Origin of the sequence: Polluticoccus soli (assembly GCF_029269745.1) — a bacterium.
Taxonomy (GTDB): Bacteria; Bacteroidota; Bacteroidia; order Chitinophagales; family Chitinophagaceae; genus Polluticoccus; species Polluticoccus soli.
Window position 1 is genome coordinate 2,029,613 of the sequence record NZ_JARJHT010000001.1, and the last position, 17,412, is coordinate 2,047,024.

The 17,412-nt window shown below is 46.9% G+C and carries 13 protein-coding genes; 6 read left to right on the forward strand and 7 right to left on the reverse strand.

Going from position 1 to position 17,412, the window contains the following annotated elements; all coding sequences use genetic code 11:
* Positions 1-2 precede the first annotated feature (2 nt).
* From P2W83_RS08965 to acs, 5 genes are all read right to left on the reverse strand, one after another.
* Positions 3-1,079 carry an alpha/beta fold hydrolase gene (locus P2W83_RS08965; protein WP_276133379.1) on the reverse strand — a complete coding sequence of 359 codons (1,077 nt, stop codon included), beginning with the start codon at positions 1,077-1,079 and terminating at the stop codon, positions 3-5.
* A 95-nt stretch (positions 1,080-1,174) separates the two neighbouring features.
* Positions 1,175-1,693, reverse strand: a complete 519-nt coding sequence (locus P2W83_RS08970) for a 5' nucleotidase, NT5C type (RefSeq protein WP_276133380.1) — start codon at positions 1,691-1,693, stop codon at positions 1,175-1,177.
* Positions 1,694-1,696: 3 nt separating this feature from the next.
* Complete coding sequence (locus P2W83_RS08975; RefSeq protein WP_276133381.1) at positions 1,697-2,278, reverse strand: LOG family protein; 582 nt, start codon at positions 2,276-2,278, stop codon at positions 1,697-1,699.
* A gap of 295 nt (positions 2,279-2,573) precedes the next feature.
* The gene (gene lysA / locus P2W83_RS08980; protein WP_276133382.1) at positions 2,574-3,785 is read right to left on the reverse strand and encodes a diaminopimelate decarboxylase; all 1,212 of its coding nucleotides are present in this window, start codon (positions 3,783-3,785) and stop codon (positions 2,574-2,576) included.
* Between the two features lie 75 nt (positions 3,786-3,860).
* Positions 3,861-5,771, reverse strand: coding sequence for an acetate--CoA ligase (gene acs, locus P2W83_RS08985; RefSeq protein WP_276133383.1), 1,911 nt, complete (start codon positions 5,769-5,771; stop codon positions 3,861-3,863).
* 123 nt (positions 5,772-5,894) lie between these two features.
* On the opposite strand from acs, the gene P2W83_RS08990 reads away from it, so the two are divergent.
* Both P2W83_RS08990 and P2W83_RS08995 read left to right on the forward strand, forming a co-directional pair.
* Complete coding sequence (locus tag P2W83_RS08990) at positions 5,895-10,562, forward strand: PKD domain-containing protein (protein ID WP_276133384.1); 4,668 nt, start codon at positions 5,895-5,897, stop codon at positions 10,560-10,562.
* A gap of 18 nt (positions 10,563-10,580) precedes the next feature.
* On the forward strand, positions 10,581-11,636 hold the full coding sequence (locus tag P2W83_RS08995) for a PorP/SprF family type IX secretion system membrane protein (RefSeq protein ID WP_276133385.1): 1,056 nt from the start codon (positions 10,581-10,583) through the stop codon (positions 11,634-11,636).
* A gap of 74 nt (positions 11,637-11,710) precedes the next feature.
* Here P2W83_RS08995 and groL read toward each other — a convergent pair whose 3' ends face one another.
* Both groL and P2W83_RS09005 read right to left on the reverse strand, forming a co-directional pair.
* Positions 11,711-13,348 (reverse strand): chaperonin GroEL, encoded by a 1,638-nt coding sequence (groL, locus tag P2W83_RS09000; RefSeq protein WP_276133386.1) that lies wholly within the window; start codon positions 13,346-13,348, stop codon positions 11,711-11,713.
* Between the two features lie 73 nt (positions 13,349-13,421).
* Positions 13,422-13,703, reverse strand: a complete 282-nt coding sequence (locus P2W83_RS09005; RefSeq protein ID WP_276133387.1) for a co-chaperone GroES — start codon at positions 13,701-13,703, stop codon at positions 13,422-13,424.
* 225 nt (positions 13,704-13,928) lie between these two features.
* On the opposite strand from P2W83_RS09005, the gene P2W83_RS09010 reads away from it, so the two are divergent.
* The 4 genes from P2W83_RS09010 to P2W83_RS09025 all read left to right on the forward strand — a co-directional run bounded on the left by P2W83_RS09010 (position 13,929) and on the right by P2W83_RS09025 (position 17,274).
* A complete protein-coding gene (locus P2W83_RS09010; protein ID WP_276133388.1) occupies positions 13,929-14,399 on the forward strand; it encodes a redoxin domain-containing protein in 471 nt (156 codons plus the stop codon).
* Positions 14,400-15,104: 705 nt separating this feature from the next.
* Entirely contained in the window at positions 15,105-16,049 is a 945-nt protein-coding gene (locus tag P2W83_RS09015) for a ketopantoate reductase family protein (protein WP_276133389.1), read from the forward strand.
* Between the two features lie 170 nt (positions 16,050-16,219).
* Positions 16,220-16,753, forward strand: a complete 534-nt coding sequence (locus P2W83_RS09020; RefSeq protein ID WP_276133390.1) for a Riean_0653 family protein — start codon at positions 16,220-16,222, stop codon at positions 16,751-16,753.
* Positions 16,754-16,758: 5 nt separating this feature from the next.
* Positions 16,759-17,274 carry a Riean_0653 family protein gene (locus P2W83_RS09025; RefSeq protein WP_276133391.1) on the forward strand — a complete coding sequence of 172 codons (516 nt, stop codon included), beginning with the start codon at positions 16,759-16,761 and terminating at the stop codon, positions 17,272-17,274.
* Positions 17,275-17,412 lie beyond the last annotated feature (138 nt).

Sequence of the window (17,412 nt, forward strand, 5' to 3'; positions counted from 1 at the left end):
GCTTAGTTCTTTACTGTTTTTAAGAATTCCGCCATGTCGCGGACAAACTCCTGGGGGTGTTCCATTTTTACCGCATGGCCGGTGTTCTCATACACTTTATGTACTATGAGGTCAGGATGGCTTTGTTGTAGTTGCGTATTCTCTTCTTCAAAATCAAACCAGTCCTCATCGCTTACCGGGTCGAATATCAACATGGGTACATCGAGGTTACGGTAGATCATCTTAGGATAGATAAGGTGGGTGGATGCACCGAACATGTTATTGGCGGCATACGGTCGGTGCACGGCGGTGATCAACTGTTCAGCCGTATGTTCGCAAACCAGGTCGTCAACCCCGGGATTCATTTCCCATTTGCCTTCATTGTTTTGTTTCAGGCGGTTAAAGAACGTAAATGCTATGCGCGTGAAGTCGGCCTTCTGGCCGTTGTTATTATACAAACGTGTAAAGGCCTCCAATTCGGTATTGTATACAGGTGCCGGGGTCCTCATTTTGTAGTTGTTAATAAACTCGTTCGCCATTTCTTCAGTGGACTTTTTATGTCCGTTTACATCCCATGCTACCGATCCGCCATCTTCCAAAACCAAGGCGCGGACTCTATTAGGATAGCTGTCATAAAAAGCTGTTGTGATCGAACCGCCTCTTGAAAAACCGCCGATCACCGCTTTTTTTATCTTCAGCTCGTCCATTAGGGCCTTTATGTCGTCCGCTACATGATAGAGCGAAACTTCTTTGCCGGGAATTGCCGTAAGACCGTGACCATAAAAATCTATTGCTATAAGATAATATCCGGCTGCTACCAGGCTGTCTGCTACGCCGTATACTTCGTATGCATTACCAAAGGTGCCATGGCTCCATATTAGTGGCATGCCCGATCTTTTGCCCCATGTCAGGTAGTGCATATTCACATTGGGTGTCTGGACCCAATGTCCATGCTTTAGCTCAAAATCAGCCAGCTCTTGTTTATACTGTGCCAGCAGGCTATCCATATTCGTTTTCGGGAGGGCAGCACTATCCGTTTGGGCATATGCAACAGAACGCGAAGTGACTATTGCCAGCAGTAAAAAGAAGATGGTACGCATGAGGTAGAGATGAGAACTACAGTATGAAGTTCGCCATTTCGAAAATAACTGGCTGAGGTATTTTTATTGACTTTGACGAAGTAGCCTGCCGGGCTTCACGGCAATAAGAGGCCTTTTATTTCCAGCCAGTCGTTTACCCTTTTATGTCTGCCAAGATCGACAAGGGCGTTGTGGGGTTCTGTAAACAGGTAGGTTTCACCTTCAAAGCTATCCAGGTTTCTTAAATAGTCGTCTATCATGATGTCGGCCTTGATGATCTCTTTCGAGCCACAGAAGACCCGTTGTCGCCAGCCGATGAATGGGAAATGCCTGTCCAACCATTGTTGCTTTTCACTCAAGCTCAGCGGGAACTCCATAGCTGCAGATACGACAAACACCTTATAGTGTTTGTTTAGCTCTTCCAATATCTCCTGGCTGTTTGCGACAACCTGGATATCATCAAAGAAGCCTTTTGTGGTGATATGTTTTCTGCCGTGTGGGAACACCTGGCCTTCGCTCAATCCGGTCATGCTATTCAGTGATAACCACTCGCCGGTTTCTTCATGGTGCTTCTTTATAAACTGGCTGTATACATCAGCCAGAACACCATCCATATCTACAGCCAGGCGTTTCATAAACTAAGTTGTTCTTTTAGTGACCCACTGTGGCACATCGGGTGCTACATAGTTTTCCATTAGGTCCAGTAGTTCTTCTATCGAATCGCTGAACAATAACATGTCACGTATCTCCTGTTTCAGAAAACCCTCGCTCACCATGGTGTCTGCCAAAACTTTTAAGCTGTCGTAGTAACCGTTGATATTGAGCATGCCCATCGGTTTTTGATGCAGGCCAAGCTGGCCCCATGTCAGCATCTCGAACATTTCTTCCATAGTGCCCCATCCGCCCGGCAAGGTAATAACGCCATCACTTAGCTCATGCATTTTCAGCTTGCGCTCGTGCATGGTATTGGTCAGTATCAGCTCGGTCAGGCCTTCATGTGTCACTTCTTTAGTACGCAGGAAATGCGGTATCACACCAATTACATCGCCGCCTTTGTCCAGCGCGCCATCAGCTACAGCACCCATCAACCCTATTTTGGCGCCACCATATACTACGCGGTAACCGCGTTCGGCAAGCATGTTGCCTAGCCCATAGGCAGTTTCTCTATGGCACTCCTGGTAGCCCTCACTCGATCCGCAGAATACTACGATACTGGTCATTAAAGCAATTTATTAGGCAAAGTACTCTTTTAATTTTTAATCAAACAAGCCGCAAATATTATTTCTTTGTTTCTATAAATTGATGTATATTTGTTGTTGTGTTTTTGTCGATTGTCATGTTGATAAAATTCAACTCAAAAAAAATCATTAACAACGTCAACAAATGTTAACAATCGCCTGCACATTTGCTTTGACTGTCAAGCGGTTAGATTTTTGGAAGAAGCTGACTTCCGGTTAATAAAAAAAGAGACCGTTAACAACGTTAACGGTCCCGGATTGATAGAATATCTGAAATTTAGATCTCGATCTGGTTGCGCAACAGGTCTTCGAACTCATCACGTTTGCGGATGAGGTATACCTGGCGGTCTTTTATCTGTACTTCTGCAGGTTTTAACCTTGAGTTGAAGTTGCTGCTCATCTCGAAGCCATAAGCACCAGCATTGTAGAACACGAGGTAATCGCCTTCGCGTACTTCGTTCAGCTTGCGGTCCCAGGCAAAGGTGTCGGTCTCGCAAATGTTACCTACTACGGTATAGATACGCTCTGCGCCATTGGGATTCGAGATGTTCTCGATACGGTGGTAAGCATCGTAGAACATTGGGCGGATCAGGTGGTTGAAACCTGAGTTTACACCGATGAACACCGTAGCCGGAGTTTGCTTGATGACGTTTGCCTTAACAACAAAATAGCCAGACTCGCTTACCAGGTATTTACCGGGTTCGAACCATACTTCGATAGGACGTTTGTATTCGGCTTCAAATTCTTTTACAGCTGCGGTCAGTTTCTGGCCCAGGCTTACTACATCGGTTTCAGGGTCGCCTTCTTTATAAGGAACTTTGAAACCACTACCAAGGTCAATGAAATCAAGCGTATCGAAATGACGTGCGATCTCGAACATCACCTCAAGGCCGCGAAGGAATACTTCTACGTCCTTGATCTCGCTACCTGTGTGCATGTGAAGGCCATGAACATGGATGCCTGTTGTTTTCACCACGCGCTCAATATGGCGCATCTGGTGAATCGAGATACCAAACTTGCTGTCGATATGGCCTGTAGAGATCTTGTAGTTGCCACCTGCTTCGATGTGCGGGTTCAGGCGGATACAAACCGGGTAGCTGTTGCCGAATTTGTTGCCAAATTGTTCCAGTATCGAGATGTTGTCGATGTTGATGTTAACGCCCAGTGCAGTGCCTTCAACTATCTCGTTAAAGTCAACGCAGTTGGGAGTGAACAGTATCTGTTTCGCTTCGAAGCCAGCCTTCAGGGCTATCTTCACTTCGTGTATGCTCACACAGTCAACTGAAGCGCCGAGGCTCTTCAGGTGCTTGAGGATGTTGATGTTGGTCAGTGCCTTGCAGGCGTAGAAAAAACGGGTGGGATGCGCCGCAAAAGCATCTTTCAGCTTATTGTACTGCTGGGTGATCTTTTCTGCATGGTACACGTACACCGGGCTGCCAAACTCGTTGGCCACAGCTATCAATTGTTCGTTCGATAATGGCTGGTACATAAATTTTTAAAAGTCTGCAAAGGTATGAAAAAGCAGGTATCATGGATACCTGCTATATATGCGGTATGCCTAGTATTACAACTTTCCGTTCTTTATTTCGTCTACTATAGTGGGATCGAGCAGGGTAGAGGTATCTCCCAGGTTCTCGGTTTCGCCTTCGGCTATCTTACGCAGTATGCGCCTCATGATCTTACCACTGCGGGTCTTGGGCAGTCCTGTTACAAACTGTATCTGGTCTGGTTTGGCAATAGGACCTATTAGCCGCGACACGGTCTGATTGATATCCAGCCGGGTCAGTTTCTCATCATGATGGTGGCTATCGAGAATGACATAGGCGTAAATACCCTGCCCTTTGATATCGTGCGGGTAGCCAACTACCGCGCTTTCTATAACGCCGGAGTGCATGTTGATGGCGTTCTCTACTTCGGCGGTGCCAATGCGATGACCACTTACATTCAGCACGTCATCAACCCGGCCCGTGATGCGGTAGTTTCCTTCAAGATCACGCAGGCAGCCATCGCCGGTAAAGTATAGGCCGGGATATGTAGCAAAATAGTTCTGCCTGCAGCGTTCGTGGTCGCCGTAGGTAGTACGGAGAATTGACGGCCATGGAAATTTGATACATAGGTTGCCCGCCACTCCGTTGCCTGTTATCTCGTTGCCCTTATCATCAACAAGTATTGGCTGTACGCCTGGCAGTGGCAGGGTAGCATGGGCAGGCTTGTGCGGGGTTACTCCCGCCAGGTTAGATATCAGGATGCCCCCGGTCTCTGTCTGCCACCATGTATCAACTATGGGGCATTGGCCTTTGCCAATATTCTCGTAATACCACTGCCATGCTTCTTCGTTAATGGGTTCGCCAACAGTGCCAAGCACCTTCAGGCTGCTCAGGTCATGCTTTTCTATAGGTCCCGTGCCGTGAGCCATCAGGCTGCGGATGGCTGTAGGTGCGGTGTACAGGATGTTTACTTTGTATTTATCTACTATTTCCCAGAACCTGTCTGCTTCCGGCCATGTGGGCACCCCTTCAAACAATACAGTAGTAGCACCCGCACACAGCGGACCGTATACTATGTAGCTATGTCCCGTTATCCAGCCTATATCGGCTGTGCAGAAGTACACATCTCCGGGATTATACTGAAATACATTTACAAAGGAATAAGTAGCATAAACCATGTATCCTCCTGATGAATGCACCACCCCTTTTGGCTTGCCGGTTGAGCCGGAAGTATACAAGATGAACAGCGGGTCTTCAGAGTCCATTTCCTCAGCGGGGAAGTCTGCGTATCCAGCATTATGGACATTCTCCAGTTCGTCATCCCACCACACATCCCTGCCCTGTATCATGCTCACCGGTGTATCGGTCCTGCTGTATACGATCACTCGTTTTACAAAAGGGCATTGCTCCAGTGCATCGTCAACTACAGACTTTAGCTCAATTACTTTCCCACCGCGAAAAGCGCCATCGGCTGTTATGACATATTCGGCACCTGCATCCTGTACCCTGTCCGCGATGCTGCGGGCGCTAAAGCCGCCAAAAATGACAGAATGTATAGCGCCGATGCGTGCGCAAGCTAGTATAGCAATGGCCAATTCCGGTATCATACCCATATAGATACACACCCTGTCGGCGCGGCCCACGCCGTTGTTTTTCAGCACGTGGGCAAACTTGCAGACCTGCGCGTGCAATTCCCGGTAGGTAATAGTACGGTTCGCCTGGGTGGGATCATTCGGTTCCCAGATGATGGCAGGCTGATCCCCTCTATCGGCCAGGTGGCGGTCCAGGCAATTCTCGGTTATGTTCAGGCGTGCGTTGCGGAACCACTTAATATCAGGCTGTTCGAAATTCCATTCCAGCACTTTGTCCCAGCGCTTTCGCCAGGTAAAATGACCGGCAATGTCACTCCAGAAAGTTTCCGGGTGCTCAACTGATTGTTGATACGCTGTTCTGTACTTGTCAGCATTTGATATGCGATAAAAAGACATGCAAATTAATTTTTAATTAATATCTCCCTCACTTTTAGTGTTAAAGCATTGTCTATAAAAGTGGAAATTCTTAAGGATTCTTTAACTTTATACACATTTGCCTATCTGCAATTTAAAATACCTATGCCTAATTTACGAAATCTATTGACCGCTGTCGTATTGCTAACCAGCTTTCAAGTGTTTAGCCAGGTGCCGACAGCCAGTTTTACCTATACAATGATCCCTGCTTCGGGCTGCCCACCGGTTCAGGTAGTATTCAGTGCCGGTACGGGTAGTGCTTATGGAAATCCAACTAGCTTTAACTGGATCGGTATCCCTAACGCCGGAACCACCAATCCAAATCCCTCAAGAACTTATCTTGGTGCTGGCACATATACTGTAACGCTTGTTGTGGCTAATGCCAGTGGTCAGTCGCAACCGGTTACAAAAACTATTACCGTTCACGATACACCGACAGTCGCGTTCACAGCTTCTCCAGTTACAGGATGTCCGCCGCTTAATGTTACACTCAATTCTGCAGGTACTAATCTCGGTGCTCCGGGAGCTGGTACTTTTACCTGGATCAGTAGCCCCGGCATTGCTTCTGGTGCTACGACCAATATAGTTTTCCCAACAGGTTCATACGATGTAACGCTGCAAGTAACAAACAGCAAAGGCTGCATGCGCTCGCTGAAGAAGAATGCTTACATCAATGTATCGCCGAAGCCAGAGGTAGACTTTACAGCGTCTGCCACACAGTTTTGCGATGCGCCGACACCTAACATCAACTTTACAAGCTCTATACAGCAAACTACCACCGGTCCATACACATACTCATGGAACCTGGGACAGGCACCGAACCAGTTTCAAACCACGCAGAATGCTACTAAAATATATGGCCCTCCGAAGCCAGGCTCTTACCCTGTAACGTTGGTGCTGACCGATGCGAACGGATGTAAGGATACAATGACCAAACCGTCTTACATTAATATACTCGATGTACAGGCAAATTTTACAGGTCCATCCAGTGCCTGTATCTTAACGCCAGTAACATTTACCAGCAACAACTCGCCTTCAAGCTCCATATGTGATTGGTACTATGGTCCGGGTGAAACACCCGACATTGGGGTACAGCCTTCTGTGATACATACTTTTGTAACTTCTGGTACTAAGCAAGTCATGCTGGTGGCAAAATATGGTCCTTGTAGTGATACAGAATACAGGTCCATTACTATTAATCCCCAGCCAACGATCAACTTTACATACGCACCCAATCCACCCTGTCCACCACCAACTACCCTGACATTTACAGGAACTGGAGCAACAAGTTATCAATGGAATTTTGGAACAGGAACAGGTATACAAGCTACTGGTAATGGTGTTACGCATACATACAACACATGCGGGTTTTACACGCCAACACTCATTGCTACCGATGCAAACGGTTGTAAAGACACGCTGGAGAAAACCGAGTTTGTTCAGGTCTATTGTGGTGAGTACAAGATCAAAACAGCTAAAGAGCCAGAAGGCTGTGCGCCGCTGACGGTGAACTTTTCGTCTACAAGCTCAAAGTGGAGGTATGTGCCGTTTTACGACATATCTATGCCATATGTTTCTCCGCCAGTTCAATATGAGTGGAAGTTTGGTGTGCCCTTATCGCCTACATCAAATGCTGCTACACCCACATACACTTATACTACCGCAGGTGTGTATCAGGCTACATTGAAAATCACAACCGCTAGCGGCTGCATATTTTATGACACGCTGGAAGTGAGGGTGGGTGTGCCGCCGGATGCTAAGTTTATGGTTGATACCGTTGTCTGCGCCAATGCGGATCTGAAATTTTTCAACCAGACCACGGTGCCTGGATTTAATGGAGGCATCATTGAATACGAATGGATATTCGGCGACGACAAAGGCTTTACATACGTTTCCAACCCAACATACAAATATGATACTGCAGGCGTATTCTGCGCACGTCTTATAGCAAAATACAATGGCTGCCCTGATACCTTTATACGGTGCAACATACGCGTTGATTCACCAGTTGCCAAAGCACAGGTCGTGTTGAATTGTGCCAACAGGCTTACCGTAGGATTTACTAATAAGTCGTACGGATTTACATCACATACATGGTATTTCGGTGATGGTCCAACCAGCACGAGTACGCAGCTGCATCCCACGCACGTGTACCCTGGATACGGCACGTATAACTGGAAGCTGGTAACGTTCAATTCTACTTCAGGGTGTACTGATACAGCAGAAGGTACCTTATACTTAATGAAGCCCGATGTGGTGCTTACGGTGTCGGACTCGACCATATGTAAGAATGAGACAGCGCGGTTTAACGCAGTTTTTATCAATCCCTCCGTCAGTTCCGGGTCCTATAAATGGTATCTAAATAACGTATTGGTTGATAAGGATAGCGCAGTTAACTATACACATTTGTTCCCTAACGAAGGCTATCATACTATGATGGTGGTAATGACAGACCAGATGGGTTGTCCGGATACGGGAAAGAAAACTAACTGGATGCTTGTCTCTAAGCCTGCTGTCAACTTTGTAGCAAGTCCATTATTAGGTTGTGTGCCGTTAACAGTCACGTTCACCGACAATAGTGTCCAGGTGCCTGCGCCTGCCGCACCGCTTTTAGGCGCTGCACTTTCCAGCAGACGTTGGGAGTTTGCTTCTCCGTCACTTACTCCGGGCATAACAGTACCGGGAGCAACAACTTCATACACTTACCAGGTGGCAGGCACTTACGATGTGAAGGTTGTGGTAACCGACGCTAGCGGTTGTAAAGATTCAATGACAAGAGTAGGGTACATCAATGCTCATAAGCCCGATGCAAATTTCACAGCCGACGATACTGCTGCATGTCTGAACCAGACAATTACCTTCACCAATAATACTGGCACAGCTGTTTCTGCAAAATGGTATTTCGGTGATGGCGATTCGTCGCTGGTTATGTCTCCTACACATGGATACAAACAGCCGGGTGTCTATACGGTTACTATGATCGCTACCGATGCCTATGGTTGTAAGGATACGATCATAAAAGCCAATCATATTGGTATCACCAAACCGAATGCAGTATTCACTATCAGTCCTGATTCGGTTGCTGTTTGTCCGCCTTTGATCGATACGTTTAATGCGGCTCCATCTGGAGGTGGCTTGTCTTATTTATGGAGTTTCCAGGGAAGCAGTAATAAGCCAACTTCTGTAATGACAGTTGAAGCGTTTACTAACCCAGGCAAATTTGCCGTCACCCTTATCGTGACAGATGCAGCGGGCTGTACGGATACGGCTGTTTCTAACCTGTATATACTTGGGTATGATGGGGCCTTCAGCTACGCGCCTCTTACGGGTTGCGAACCTCTGGATGTGAACTTCACACCTTCGATAAATAACATTCCGAATATCATCTGGGATTTCAATGATGGTAATACTATGGCAGCTGGTGGAGGAACTGTGACGCACACCTACACCACACCGGGTAGTTATGTACCTAAGATCATTATGACTGATGGGAGTGGCTGCTCGAGTGCCAGTCTCGGTAAGGATACGATAAAGGTGGATGGTGCTAAAGCCGACTTCTATCATTCGCCGGCGTGTGAAGGGTACAAAGTAACATTTACCGATACGTCAACGGGCTTTTTCAAGCCGATCATTAACTGGGCATGGAAATTCCACTCTGGCCAAACCGGGTCGGCAAAAACAGCTACTCATTATTATCCAGCTCCAGGTACCTATTCTGTACAACTTATAGTGACTAACGGCAATGGCTGTAAAGACACCTTAATACGTGATATCGATGTTCATGAGCTGCCAACGATTAGTGCTGGTAACGACACCGTGATATGCTTGAATGATGCAGCGCAACTAATGGGTTCAGGCGGTATTTCTTATGTATGGTCACCGGCCAGTAGCCTGAGCTGCACCACCTGTCCTAATCCCTTGGCTTCACCAACTGATGCTACTATTTATATGGTGATCGGTACTGATGCCAATAAGTGTAGCGATACAGATCGGGTTGTGGTAGCACTGAAGTATAAAGTAGAAGGAACGATAGGTGAAGGCGATGAGATATGCCTGGACGAAAGCATCATGCTAACTGCAGGCGGGGGACGCACCTACCAATGGTCGCCAGCAGATGTGCTGGATGACAGCAAGCTGTCCAATCCGACAGCCAAGCCCCGTAATAACACCAAGTTCATGGTCATATCCAAAGAAGGCAGCTGTATCCCTGATACCAACTATGTAGACATCGTCGTACACCCGAAACCCACGATACAGGCAACAGGTGATGCCACGATCATTGCCGGTAAGGATGCTCCTTTGAACGCCGCAGGTGAACTGATCAAGAAGTTCTCATGGTCGCCTACTGGTACACTTGATTGTGATGACTGTCCGAACCCAATATCAAAACCAATTCGTACAACTGTATATACCGTAACCGGTACTACCGAGTTTGGCTGCCAGGATTCTGATCAAGTGACCATCGTGGTTCTTTGTGATCAGAGCCAGCTGTTCATACCTAATACCTTTACACCAAACGGAGATGGGCAGAACGATGTGTTCTATCCGCGCGGGGAAGGGTTTGATAAGTTAAGGTCTATCAGGATCTTTAATCGCTGGGGCGAGATAGTCTACGAAAGGAAAGGCTTTGCCCTGAATGAAAAGGTTAGCGGTTGGGATGGTACATTCAAAGGAAAGCAGCTACCGCCTGATGTATTCATGTACCTGATAGAAGCAGACTGCGATAACGGCGACGTGATCCAATGGAAAGGCGACATAACACTGATCAGATAACAGTTCAATTGTAAAACGATGATCAAACGAATATTGAAGAAGGCTGCATTTGCAATTGCCGCTGTTGCTATGTCTGGTGCAGGCTTTGCGCAAGACATACACTTCTCGCAATTCTATAAGACCTCTATACTGCGTAACCCTGCGCTTACTGGTGTGTTCTCAGGCGACTACAAGGTAGGTGCTTCGTTCAGGAGCCAATGGAATGCTGTGAGCAATAAAGCCTACCAAACAGGCATGGTATCTGCTGAAACTCGGTTCCCGGTCAATGACCGAATCAACGACTTTGTGAGCGTGGGTCTGCTGTCGTACTACGATAGGGCGGGCAGTGTAGGCCTGCAGACATTGACTGCTTACCCCGCTATCAACTATAACAAGTCGCTGGAGGATGAGAACAGCTCGTTCCTGTCAGTTGGCTTTACTGGTGGGTACATCCAGCGCAACTTTGATGTGACCAAGATAACGGTGGACAACCAGTACCAGGGTGGTCAGTTCAATGCTGCCAATGGTACGGGTGAGAATATACCCAGCCAGCAGGTGACCATGTGGGATCTGGGTGCTGGCGTTACCTTTAGCAGTAACAGTAGCGGCGCTGACAATGCTACTACATATTATATTGGCGTTAGTGGTTACCACTTCACCAAGCCGCGCAACTCCTTCTTCGGCAATAACGACATCAACCTGAACGTGCGCTGGAATGGTACTGCCGGCATGAGCATGAAACTGAATGAAGACTATGGGGTGCAGTTCCACGCCAACTACAGCAAGCAGAGCAGCTATTCAGAATTGCTGGCCGGCGGTTTGATCAACTGGAACAAGCCCAATATCGCAACCGAAGGCGTCCTGTTCTCACTGGGTTTTGGTGCCTTCTACCGATTGGGTGATGCCATTATACCGGTTGCCGAAGTGAAGTATAAGGACTTCTCCATCAGTGCAAGCTATGATATGAATGTGTCTAAGTTCAAAGCGGCTACCAACCTGCGTGGGGGCATGGAGCTGTCGCTGTTTAAGACCGGTTTGTTCAACAACCCGAACATGCAGAAGAGCCGCACTATCTGTCCGCATTCATTCTGGTAGCAGATACCAACATCATAAAATGAAAAGCGTCCCGAATTGTTCGGGACGCTTTTCATTTTCTATATGGTTGTTGATTAATAACCCATATCCATACCGCCTGGCATACCACCGCCCATTGGAGCAGCAGACTTAGGCTCTGGTTTGTCAGCTATAACACACTCCGTGGTCAGCAGCATGCTAGCGATAGAAGCAGCGTTCTCAAGAGCTACGCGGCTAACTTTAGTAGGATCGATAACACCTGCAGACAGCATGTTCTCGTAAGTTTCAGTGCGGGCGTTGAAACCGAAGTCAGCTTTGCCTTCACGTACTTTCTGTACGATGATAGAACCTTCCATACCAGCGTTAGCTACGATCTGGCGCAGTGGCTCTTCCAGTGCACGGCGAACGATAGTGATACCTGTGTTCTCGTCGTTGTTGTCGCCTTTTACATCTTTCAGAGACTCGATAGCACGGATGTAAGCAACACCACCACCAGGTACGATACCTTCTTCAACGGCAGCACGTGTAGCGTGCAGTGCATCGTCTACGCGGTCTTTCTTTTCTTTCATTTCAACTTCAGTAGAAGCACCTACGTACAGTACGGCAACACCACCGCTCAGCTTAGCAAGACGTTCTTGCAGTTTTTCGCGGTCGTAGTCGCTGGTAGTTGTTTCGATCTGAGATTTGATCTGGTTAACGCGGGCAACGATGTTGTCTTTTTCACCTTTACCGCCAACAACTGTAGTGTTGTCTTTATCGATGGTGATGCTTTCTGCCTGACCGAGGTAAGACATAGAAGCGTTCTCCAGTTTGTAACCTTGTTCTTCGCTGATAACGGTACCGCCAGTCAGTACAGCGATATCCTGCAGCATTTCTTTACGACGGTCGCCAAAGCCCGGAGCTTTTACAGCAGCGATCTTCAGAGAACCACGCAGTTTGTTCACTACCAGTGTAGCCAGTGCTTCACCATCTACATCTTCAGCAATGATCAACAGCGGGCGGCCGCTTTGTACAACGCTTTCCAGTATTGGAAGGATGTCTTTCAGCGTGCTTACTTTCTTTTCGTAGATCAGGATGAATGGGTTCTGCAATTCAACCTGCATTTTTTCTGTATTAGTTACGAAGTACGGGCTCAGGTAACCGCGGTCAAACTGCATACCTTCTACTACTTCTACAGTAGTGTCTGTACCTTTTGCTTCTTCTACAGTGATAACGCCTTCGTTACCAACTTTAGCCATTGCCTGTGCTATCAGCGTACCGATAGTGCTGTCGTTGTTGGCAGAGATAGTAGCAACCTGCTCGATCTTTTTGTTGTCGTTGCCAACTTTTTCAGATTGTTTTTTCAGGTTCTCAACAACAGTAGTTACTGCTTTGTCGATACCACGCTTCAGGTCCATTGGGTTGGCACCTGCAGCTACGTTCTTCAAACCTTCGGCGATGATAGACTGTGCCAGTACAGTTGCAGTAGTAGTACCGTCACCTGCAACGTCTGCAGTTTTAGAGGCTACTTCTTTCACCATTTGAGCACCCAGGTTCTCGATAGCGTCTTCCAGCTCAATTTCTTTAGCTACAGACACACCATCTTTAGTAATACCAGGAGCACCAAATTTTTTCTCGATAACTACGTTACGGCCTTTAGGACCCAGTGTTACTTTTACTGCATCAGCCAGGATGTCAACGCCGCGCTTCATTTTGTTGCGCGCTTCTATATTGAAGAATAATTGTTTTGCCATTATGATTGTTTGTTTTTATTAGTATTTGATGACAATTGTTGTTCCCGCATGTGCGGGATTGTCCGGGTGAAGATTAAACTACAGCTAGGATATCGCTTTCGCGCATGATCAGGTAGTCAGCGCCTTCCAGGCTGATCTCAGTACCTGCATATTTACCATACAGTACAGTGTCGCCCGATTTTACGGTCATTGGTTCATCTTTTTTACCAGGACCTGCAGCTACTACGATGCCGCGTTGTGGTTTTTCTTTTGCTGTATCAGGGATGATGATGCCGCCTGCAGTTTTTTCTTCCGCAGCAGCTGGTTTAACGATCACCCTGTCGTGAAGTGGGGTAATGTTTACATTGTTTGCCATAGACTCGATTATTTAAAGATTTAGATTGAGTGTTTGTATCTCCCTCTGCATCATGTTTTATGCCATAGCCGGGAGGGGGCACGAAGTTCAGTCATTTTTGCAGAAAAACAATCAAAGCTGCCGTGCGGAGCGGGTTTCATGTCGGCCAAATTTGCAGGGACTTGACAATTTTTTCACTTTGCTGTCAGTTGGCGGGCGGCTATCTTTGCTGTCAAATACTGGAAAATGCCAATACAAGCCGGCCAGCAGGCCCCCGATTTTACACTGCGCGATACTGAAAAGAATAAGGTGACCCTGAGCGAGCATAAGGGTAAGAACGTGGTGCTCCTGTTCTTCCCCCTGGCTTTTACAGGCGTGTGCACCAAAGAGTTGTGCTCGGTGCGCGACAACCTGTCGGTATATAACGGACTGAACGCCACAGTATATGGCATTTCGGTAGACTCGCTGCAGGCGCTGAACCGCTTCAAGGCCGACCAAAGCCTGAACTTCGACCTGCTGAGCGATTTTAATAAAGAGGCGTCTACTGCTTTCGATTCTATCTACGAGGTATTCTCTAACGACCAGCGCGGGGTGTCTAAGCGTTCTGCCTTTGTTATTGACGGCGAAGGGGTGGTGCGCTATGCCGAGGTGCTGGAAAATGCCGGCGAGCTGCCCAACTTCGATGCGATACATGCTACGCTGCAGTCGCTGAACTAGACTCCCCTCCTGATTTTCCCTTAATACCCCTCCCGGCCTCCCCTTAAAAAAAGGGGAGGTGACCTGTGGTTTGAAATAGCGGGTAATTTTCATGTGATAGTGTTTTAGGCTATTGCAAGGGATTGTATTGTTGCAGATTGTTGGTCTGGGTGTTGGTTTTACCCCTGTCCCCTAAAGGGGAACCATAGATTGGGCTATTCCTACTATTTATTGTCATTCTTTTCATGTGTTGATAGCTTTTGTTGTCGGTTTTGTCATGGATTTTGTTTTCCTGTGCCCTTGTTTGAACGAAGGGGTTGAAAAACAAGGGGTTGCGGGAATGGGGTGTCTCATGGCTTGTTGTTTTTGTTGCTGAGGTTGCATGTTTTGTTGCCGTTCTGATACGGTTCTACACTGAGAACAAACAAAGCGGAACAATTTGTCGCCCAATCCAACCTGTCATTTCGAACGGCGTGAGCGATAGCGAGCAGAGAGAGAACTTTTCTCACCGAAGGTAAATCTCCTGAGGTGCGGCGATGTGGCTTGTTGCAAGTGCTCGGGAGATCTCTCCTACGTCGAGATGACGGCCTTGATTTATTGGAAAGATGGAATATGATACTTGGAGTGCTTTTCATCTGATAGGGTTTTATTAATAGCAAATATACTATATTTTATTGATTTTCTTCGACCTGATATTTGGAATGCTATTATAATTAACTTTAGCATATGACTACAAAGTACAGGATAGCAATATTGGGTATAGGTGGCGTTGGCGGTTTTATCGGCGGCAGGCTGGCTGCATGTTATAGTGGCGGCGGGGCTGTAGAGGTGGTATTTATTGCCCGGGGAGAAAACCTGGAAGCCATTAAGAAAAACGGCTTGCAGTTAACAACGGCGTATGGTGAGGATACTGTTCATCCGGATATCGTTACCGACAATGCGAATGAGATCGGTCCTATAGACCTGTTGATATGCTGCACCAAAACCTATGGACTGGAGGAGAGCCTGGCTGCAGTAAAGAACGCTGTTACAGAAAACACGGTGATCCTGCCATTGCTGAATGGTGTAGACAACGCGGAGCGGGTAGCCGCTATTTTTCCGCAGGCCAAGGTGCTGCACGGCCTTATTTATATAGTGTCCAAACTAGTAGCGCCGGGTGTGGTGCAGCAAAAGGGCGAGTTTCATGCGGTACATACGGGAAGTGATTCGATCCCCGCCGGTGAGCTCGGTTTCATCCACGAAGTTTTGGACCAGGCTGGTATCAACCATGTACCTGAGAAAAACATCGTTGAGAAAATATGGTCGAAGTTCTCTTTCATCTCGCCGGTTGCCAGTTATACTTCTGCCTACAATATCAGCATAGGCCAGATACTGGAAGATACCGCACATAGTCATGCCGTAACACAGTTGATGAACGAAGTGATAGCGTTGGCGGGAAGCACCGGCATTCAATTGCCCGCCGACACAGTAGCCAAGAACTTTGAGGTGATGAGCAAGCTGCCTTACGAAGCTACCTCTTCTATGCAGGCAGATTTTGCAGCCGGGCGTAAAACGGAACTGGAAAAGTTAACTGGCTATGTAGTGAAACAGGCGGCTGCACATGGGTTGATATTGTCCGGTTATGCTGTGCCATATGGCTTGTTGCAAAATGTTGCGGGTAAGCAAGACTAATTCAGGACTTCAGTTTTCGCGGAACCGCAGAAATTGCAAATGACTTATTTGTTTTGGCAGTTTTTGCAAGAAATAGCTACGCCTGTGCTCGTCATTGACGGAATATCCTAAACTCTACACAGACGACTTTTTGCGGGAGATGTAACTTTATCAGACCTAAAAATCTGCTGATGAGATACTTTGTACTTGCAGTGTTTTATTGTTTGCTGATAACCGGATGTAAGAAGGCGGATGAGCCTGTAGTTCCTACAGGGCCACAGATGCCCGAGCGTACTGAAAAAGGCGCCAATATTTTAGCCTGCAAGGTAAACGGTACGATTCATGTTTACAGAGGTGAGTTTTCCTGGAATCATCCGGATGGAGTTTCGTTTGGTCAGTATGATGCTGGCGGTTATACATTCATCAAAGCCAACGAGGATAAGAAGTATATTGATAATATCGGCATACTGATTTACTCTTTAGATATTGTGGTTGGCAAAGAGTATAAGTTGTTTGACGAAAATTCTGAGGGCGCAGCAGAATATTACCCGGCTGAAGGAGCTAACGGAAATATCTACCTTACTGAATATGGAGGCGGCGTCGTGAAATTCACTCGCTATGATAGCCTCATTGCAGCTGGGACATTTTCCTTTAATGCGGGTAAGAGTTCTGGCGAAGAGGTAAAAATAGCCGAGGGCTTTTTTGATATCTCGTTAAAAGAATAACAATCATGAAATATTTGCTAGTGATGATGATAAGCTGCCTTGCGATAACGGGCTGCAAAAAGGATAGTGAGAAAATGCCGAAACCAACTCAATCAGGCAAAAACATACTTGCCTGTGAAGTGAATGGGAAAGTGCACATTTATGAGGGTAAGAGATCGTATCTCAATAGTAATGGAGTGGATGCAGCGCGGATAATAACGGGCAACGACGTTTTTATTGAGATTCATGGCGACAATGCTGACTATGATGATGATATAGAAATGAGAGTTGTTGTTTACCAGCCCGAACTCAACAAAGAGTATATTTTTTCAAAAGTGGATTCTAAAGACTGGGCTGAATACTATGTGGGACAAAATAGTGATATCCGCTACAAGACTCAAAACAGTTCAGGCTTTATTAAGTTTAGCCGATTTGATCCGTCATCGGTAGCGGGTACGTTCATGTTTACGGGTTATAACCAGCAAGGTGAAAAAGTTGAGATCACTGAAGGATTTTTTGATATTGTTCCGGAGAATCTATAAACCCCAAACGTTTCAACTGCCGTCGTTCACTGGTTTAAGTGTTAAGCGCAGCGTCACTTAAATCTGAAAAATGGAACGCAGGTCTCTGACCGGCAAATAAGCAATGCAGCCTCATTACCGCGCTACTGCCAGACGAAG

What these genes read in the sequence shown, in the direction of transcription:
- P2W83_RS08965 (WP_276133379.1), bottom strand. Translation starts at nt 1,079, where the DNA reads ATGCGTACCATCTTCTTTTTACTGCTGGCAATAGTCACTTCGCGTTCT.
- P2W83_RS08970 (WP_276133380.1), bottom strand. Translation starts at nt 1,693, where the DNA reads ATGAAACGCCTGGCTGTAGATATGGATGGTGTTCTGGCTGATGTATAC.
- P2W83_RS08975 (WP_276133381.1), bottom strand. Translation starts at nt 2,278, where the DNA reads ATGACCAGTATCGTAGTATTCTGCGGATCGAGTGAGGGCTACCAGGAG.
- lysA (WP_276133382.1), bottom strand. Translation starts at nt 3,785, where the DNA reads ATGTACCAGCCATTATCGAACGAACAATTGATAGCTGTGGCCAACGAG.
- acs (WP_276133383.1), bottom strand. Translation starts at nt 5,771, where the DNA reads ATGTCTTTTTATCGCATATCAAATGCTGACAAGTACAGAACAGCGTAT.
- P2W83_RS08990 (WP_276133384.1), top strand. Translation starts at nt 5,895, where the DNA reads ATGCCTAATTTACGAAATCTATTGACCGCTGTCGTATTGCTAACCAGC.
- P2W83_RS08995 (WP_276133385.1), top strand. Translation starts at nt 10,581, where the DNA reads ATGATCAAACGAATATTGAAGAAGGCTGCATTTGCAATTGCCGCTGTT.
- groL (WP_276133386.1), bottom strand. Translation starts at nt 13,348, where the DNA reads ATGGCAAAACAATTATTCTTCAATATAGAAGCGCGCAACAAAATGAAG.
- P2W83_RS09005 (WP_276133387.1), bottom strand. Translation starts at nt 13,703, where the DNA reads ATGGCAAACAATGTAAACATTACCCCACTTCACGACAGGGTGATCGTT.
- P2W83_RS09010 (WP_276133388.1), top strand. Translation starts at nt 13,929, where the DNA reads ATGCCAATACAAGCCGGCCAGCAGGCCCCCGATTTTACACTGCGCGAT.
- P2W83_RS09015 (WP_276133389.1), top strand. Translation starts at nt 15,105, where the DNA reads ATGACTACAAAGTACAGGATAGCAATATTGGGTATAGGTGGCGTTGGC.
- P2W83_RS09020 (WP_276133390.1), top strand. Translation starts at nt 16,220, where the DNA reads ATGAGATACTTTGTACTTGCAGTGTTTTATTGTTTGCTGATAACCGGA.
- P2W83_RS09025 (WP_276133391.1), top strand. Translation starts at nt 16,759, where the DNA reads ATGAAATATTTGCTAGTGATGATGATAAGCTGCCTTGCGATAACGGGC.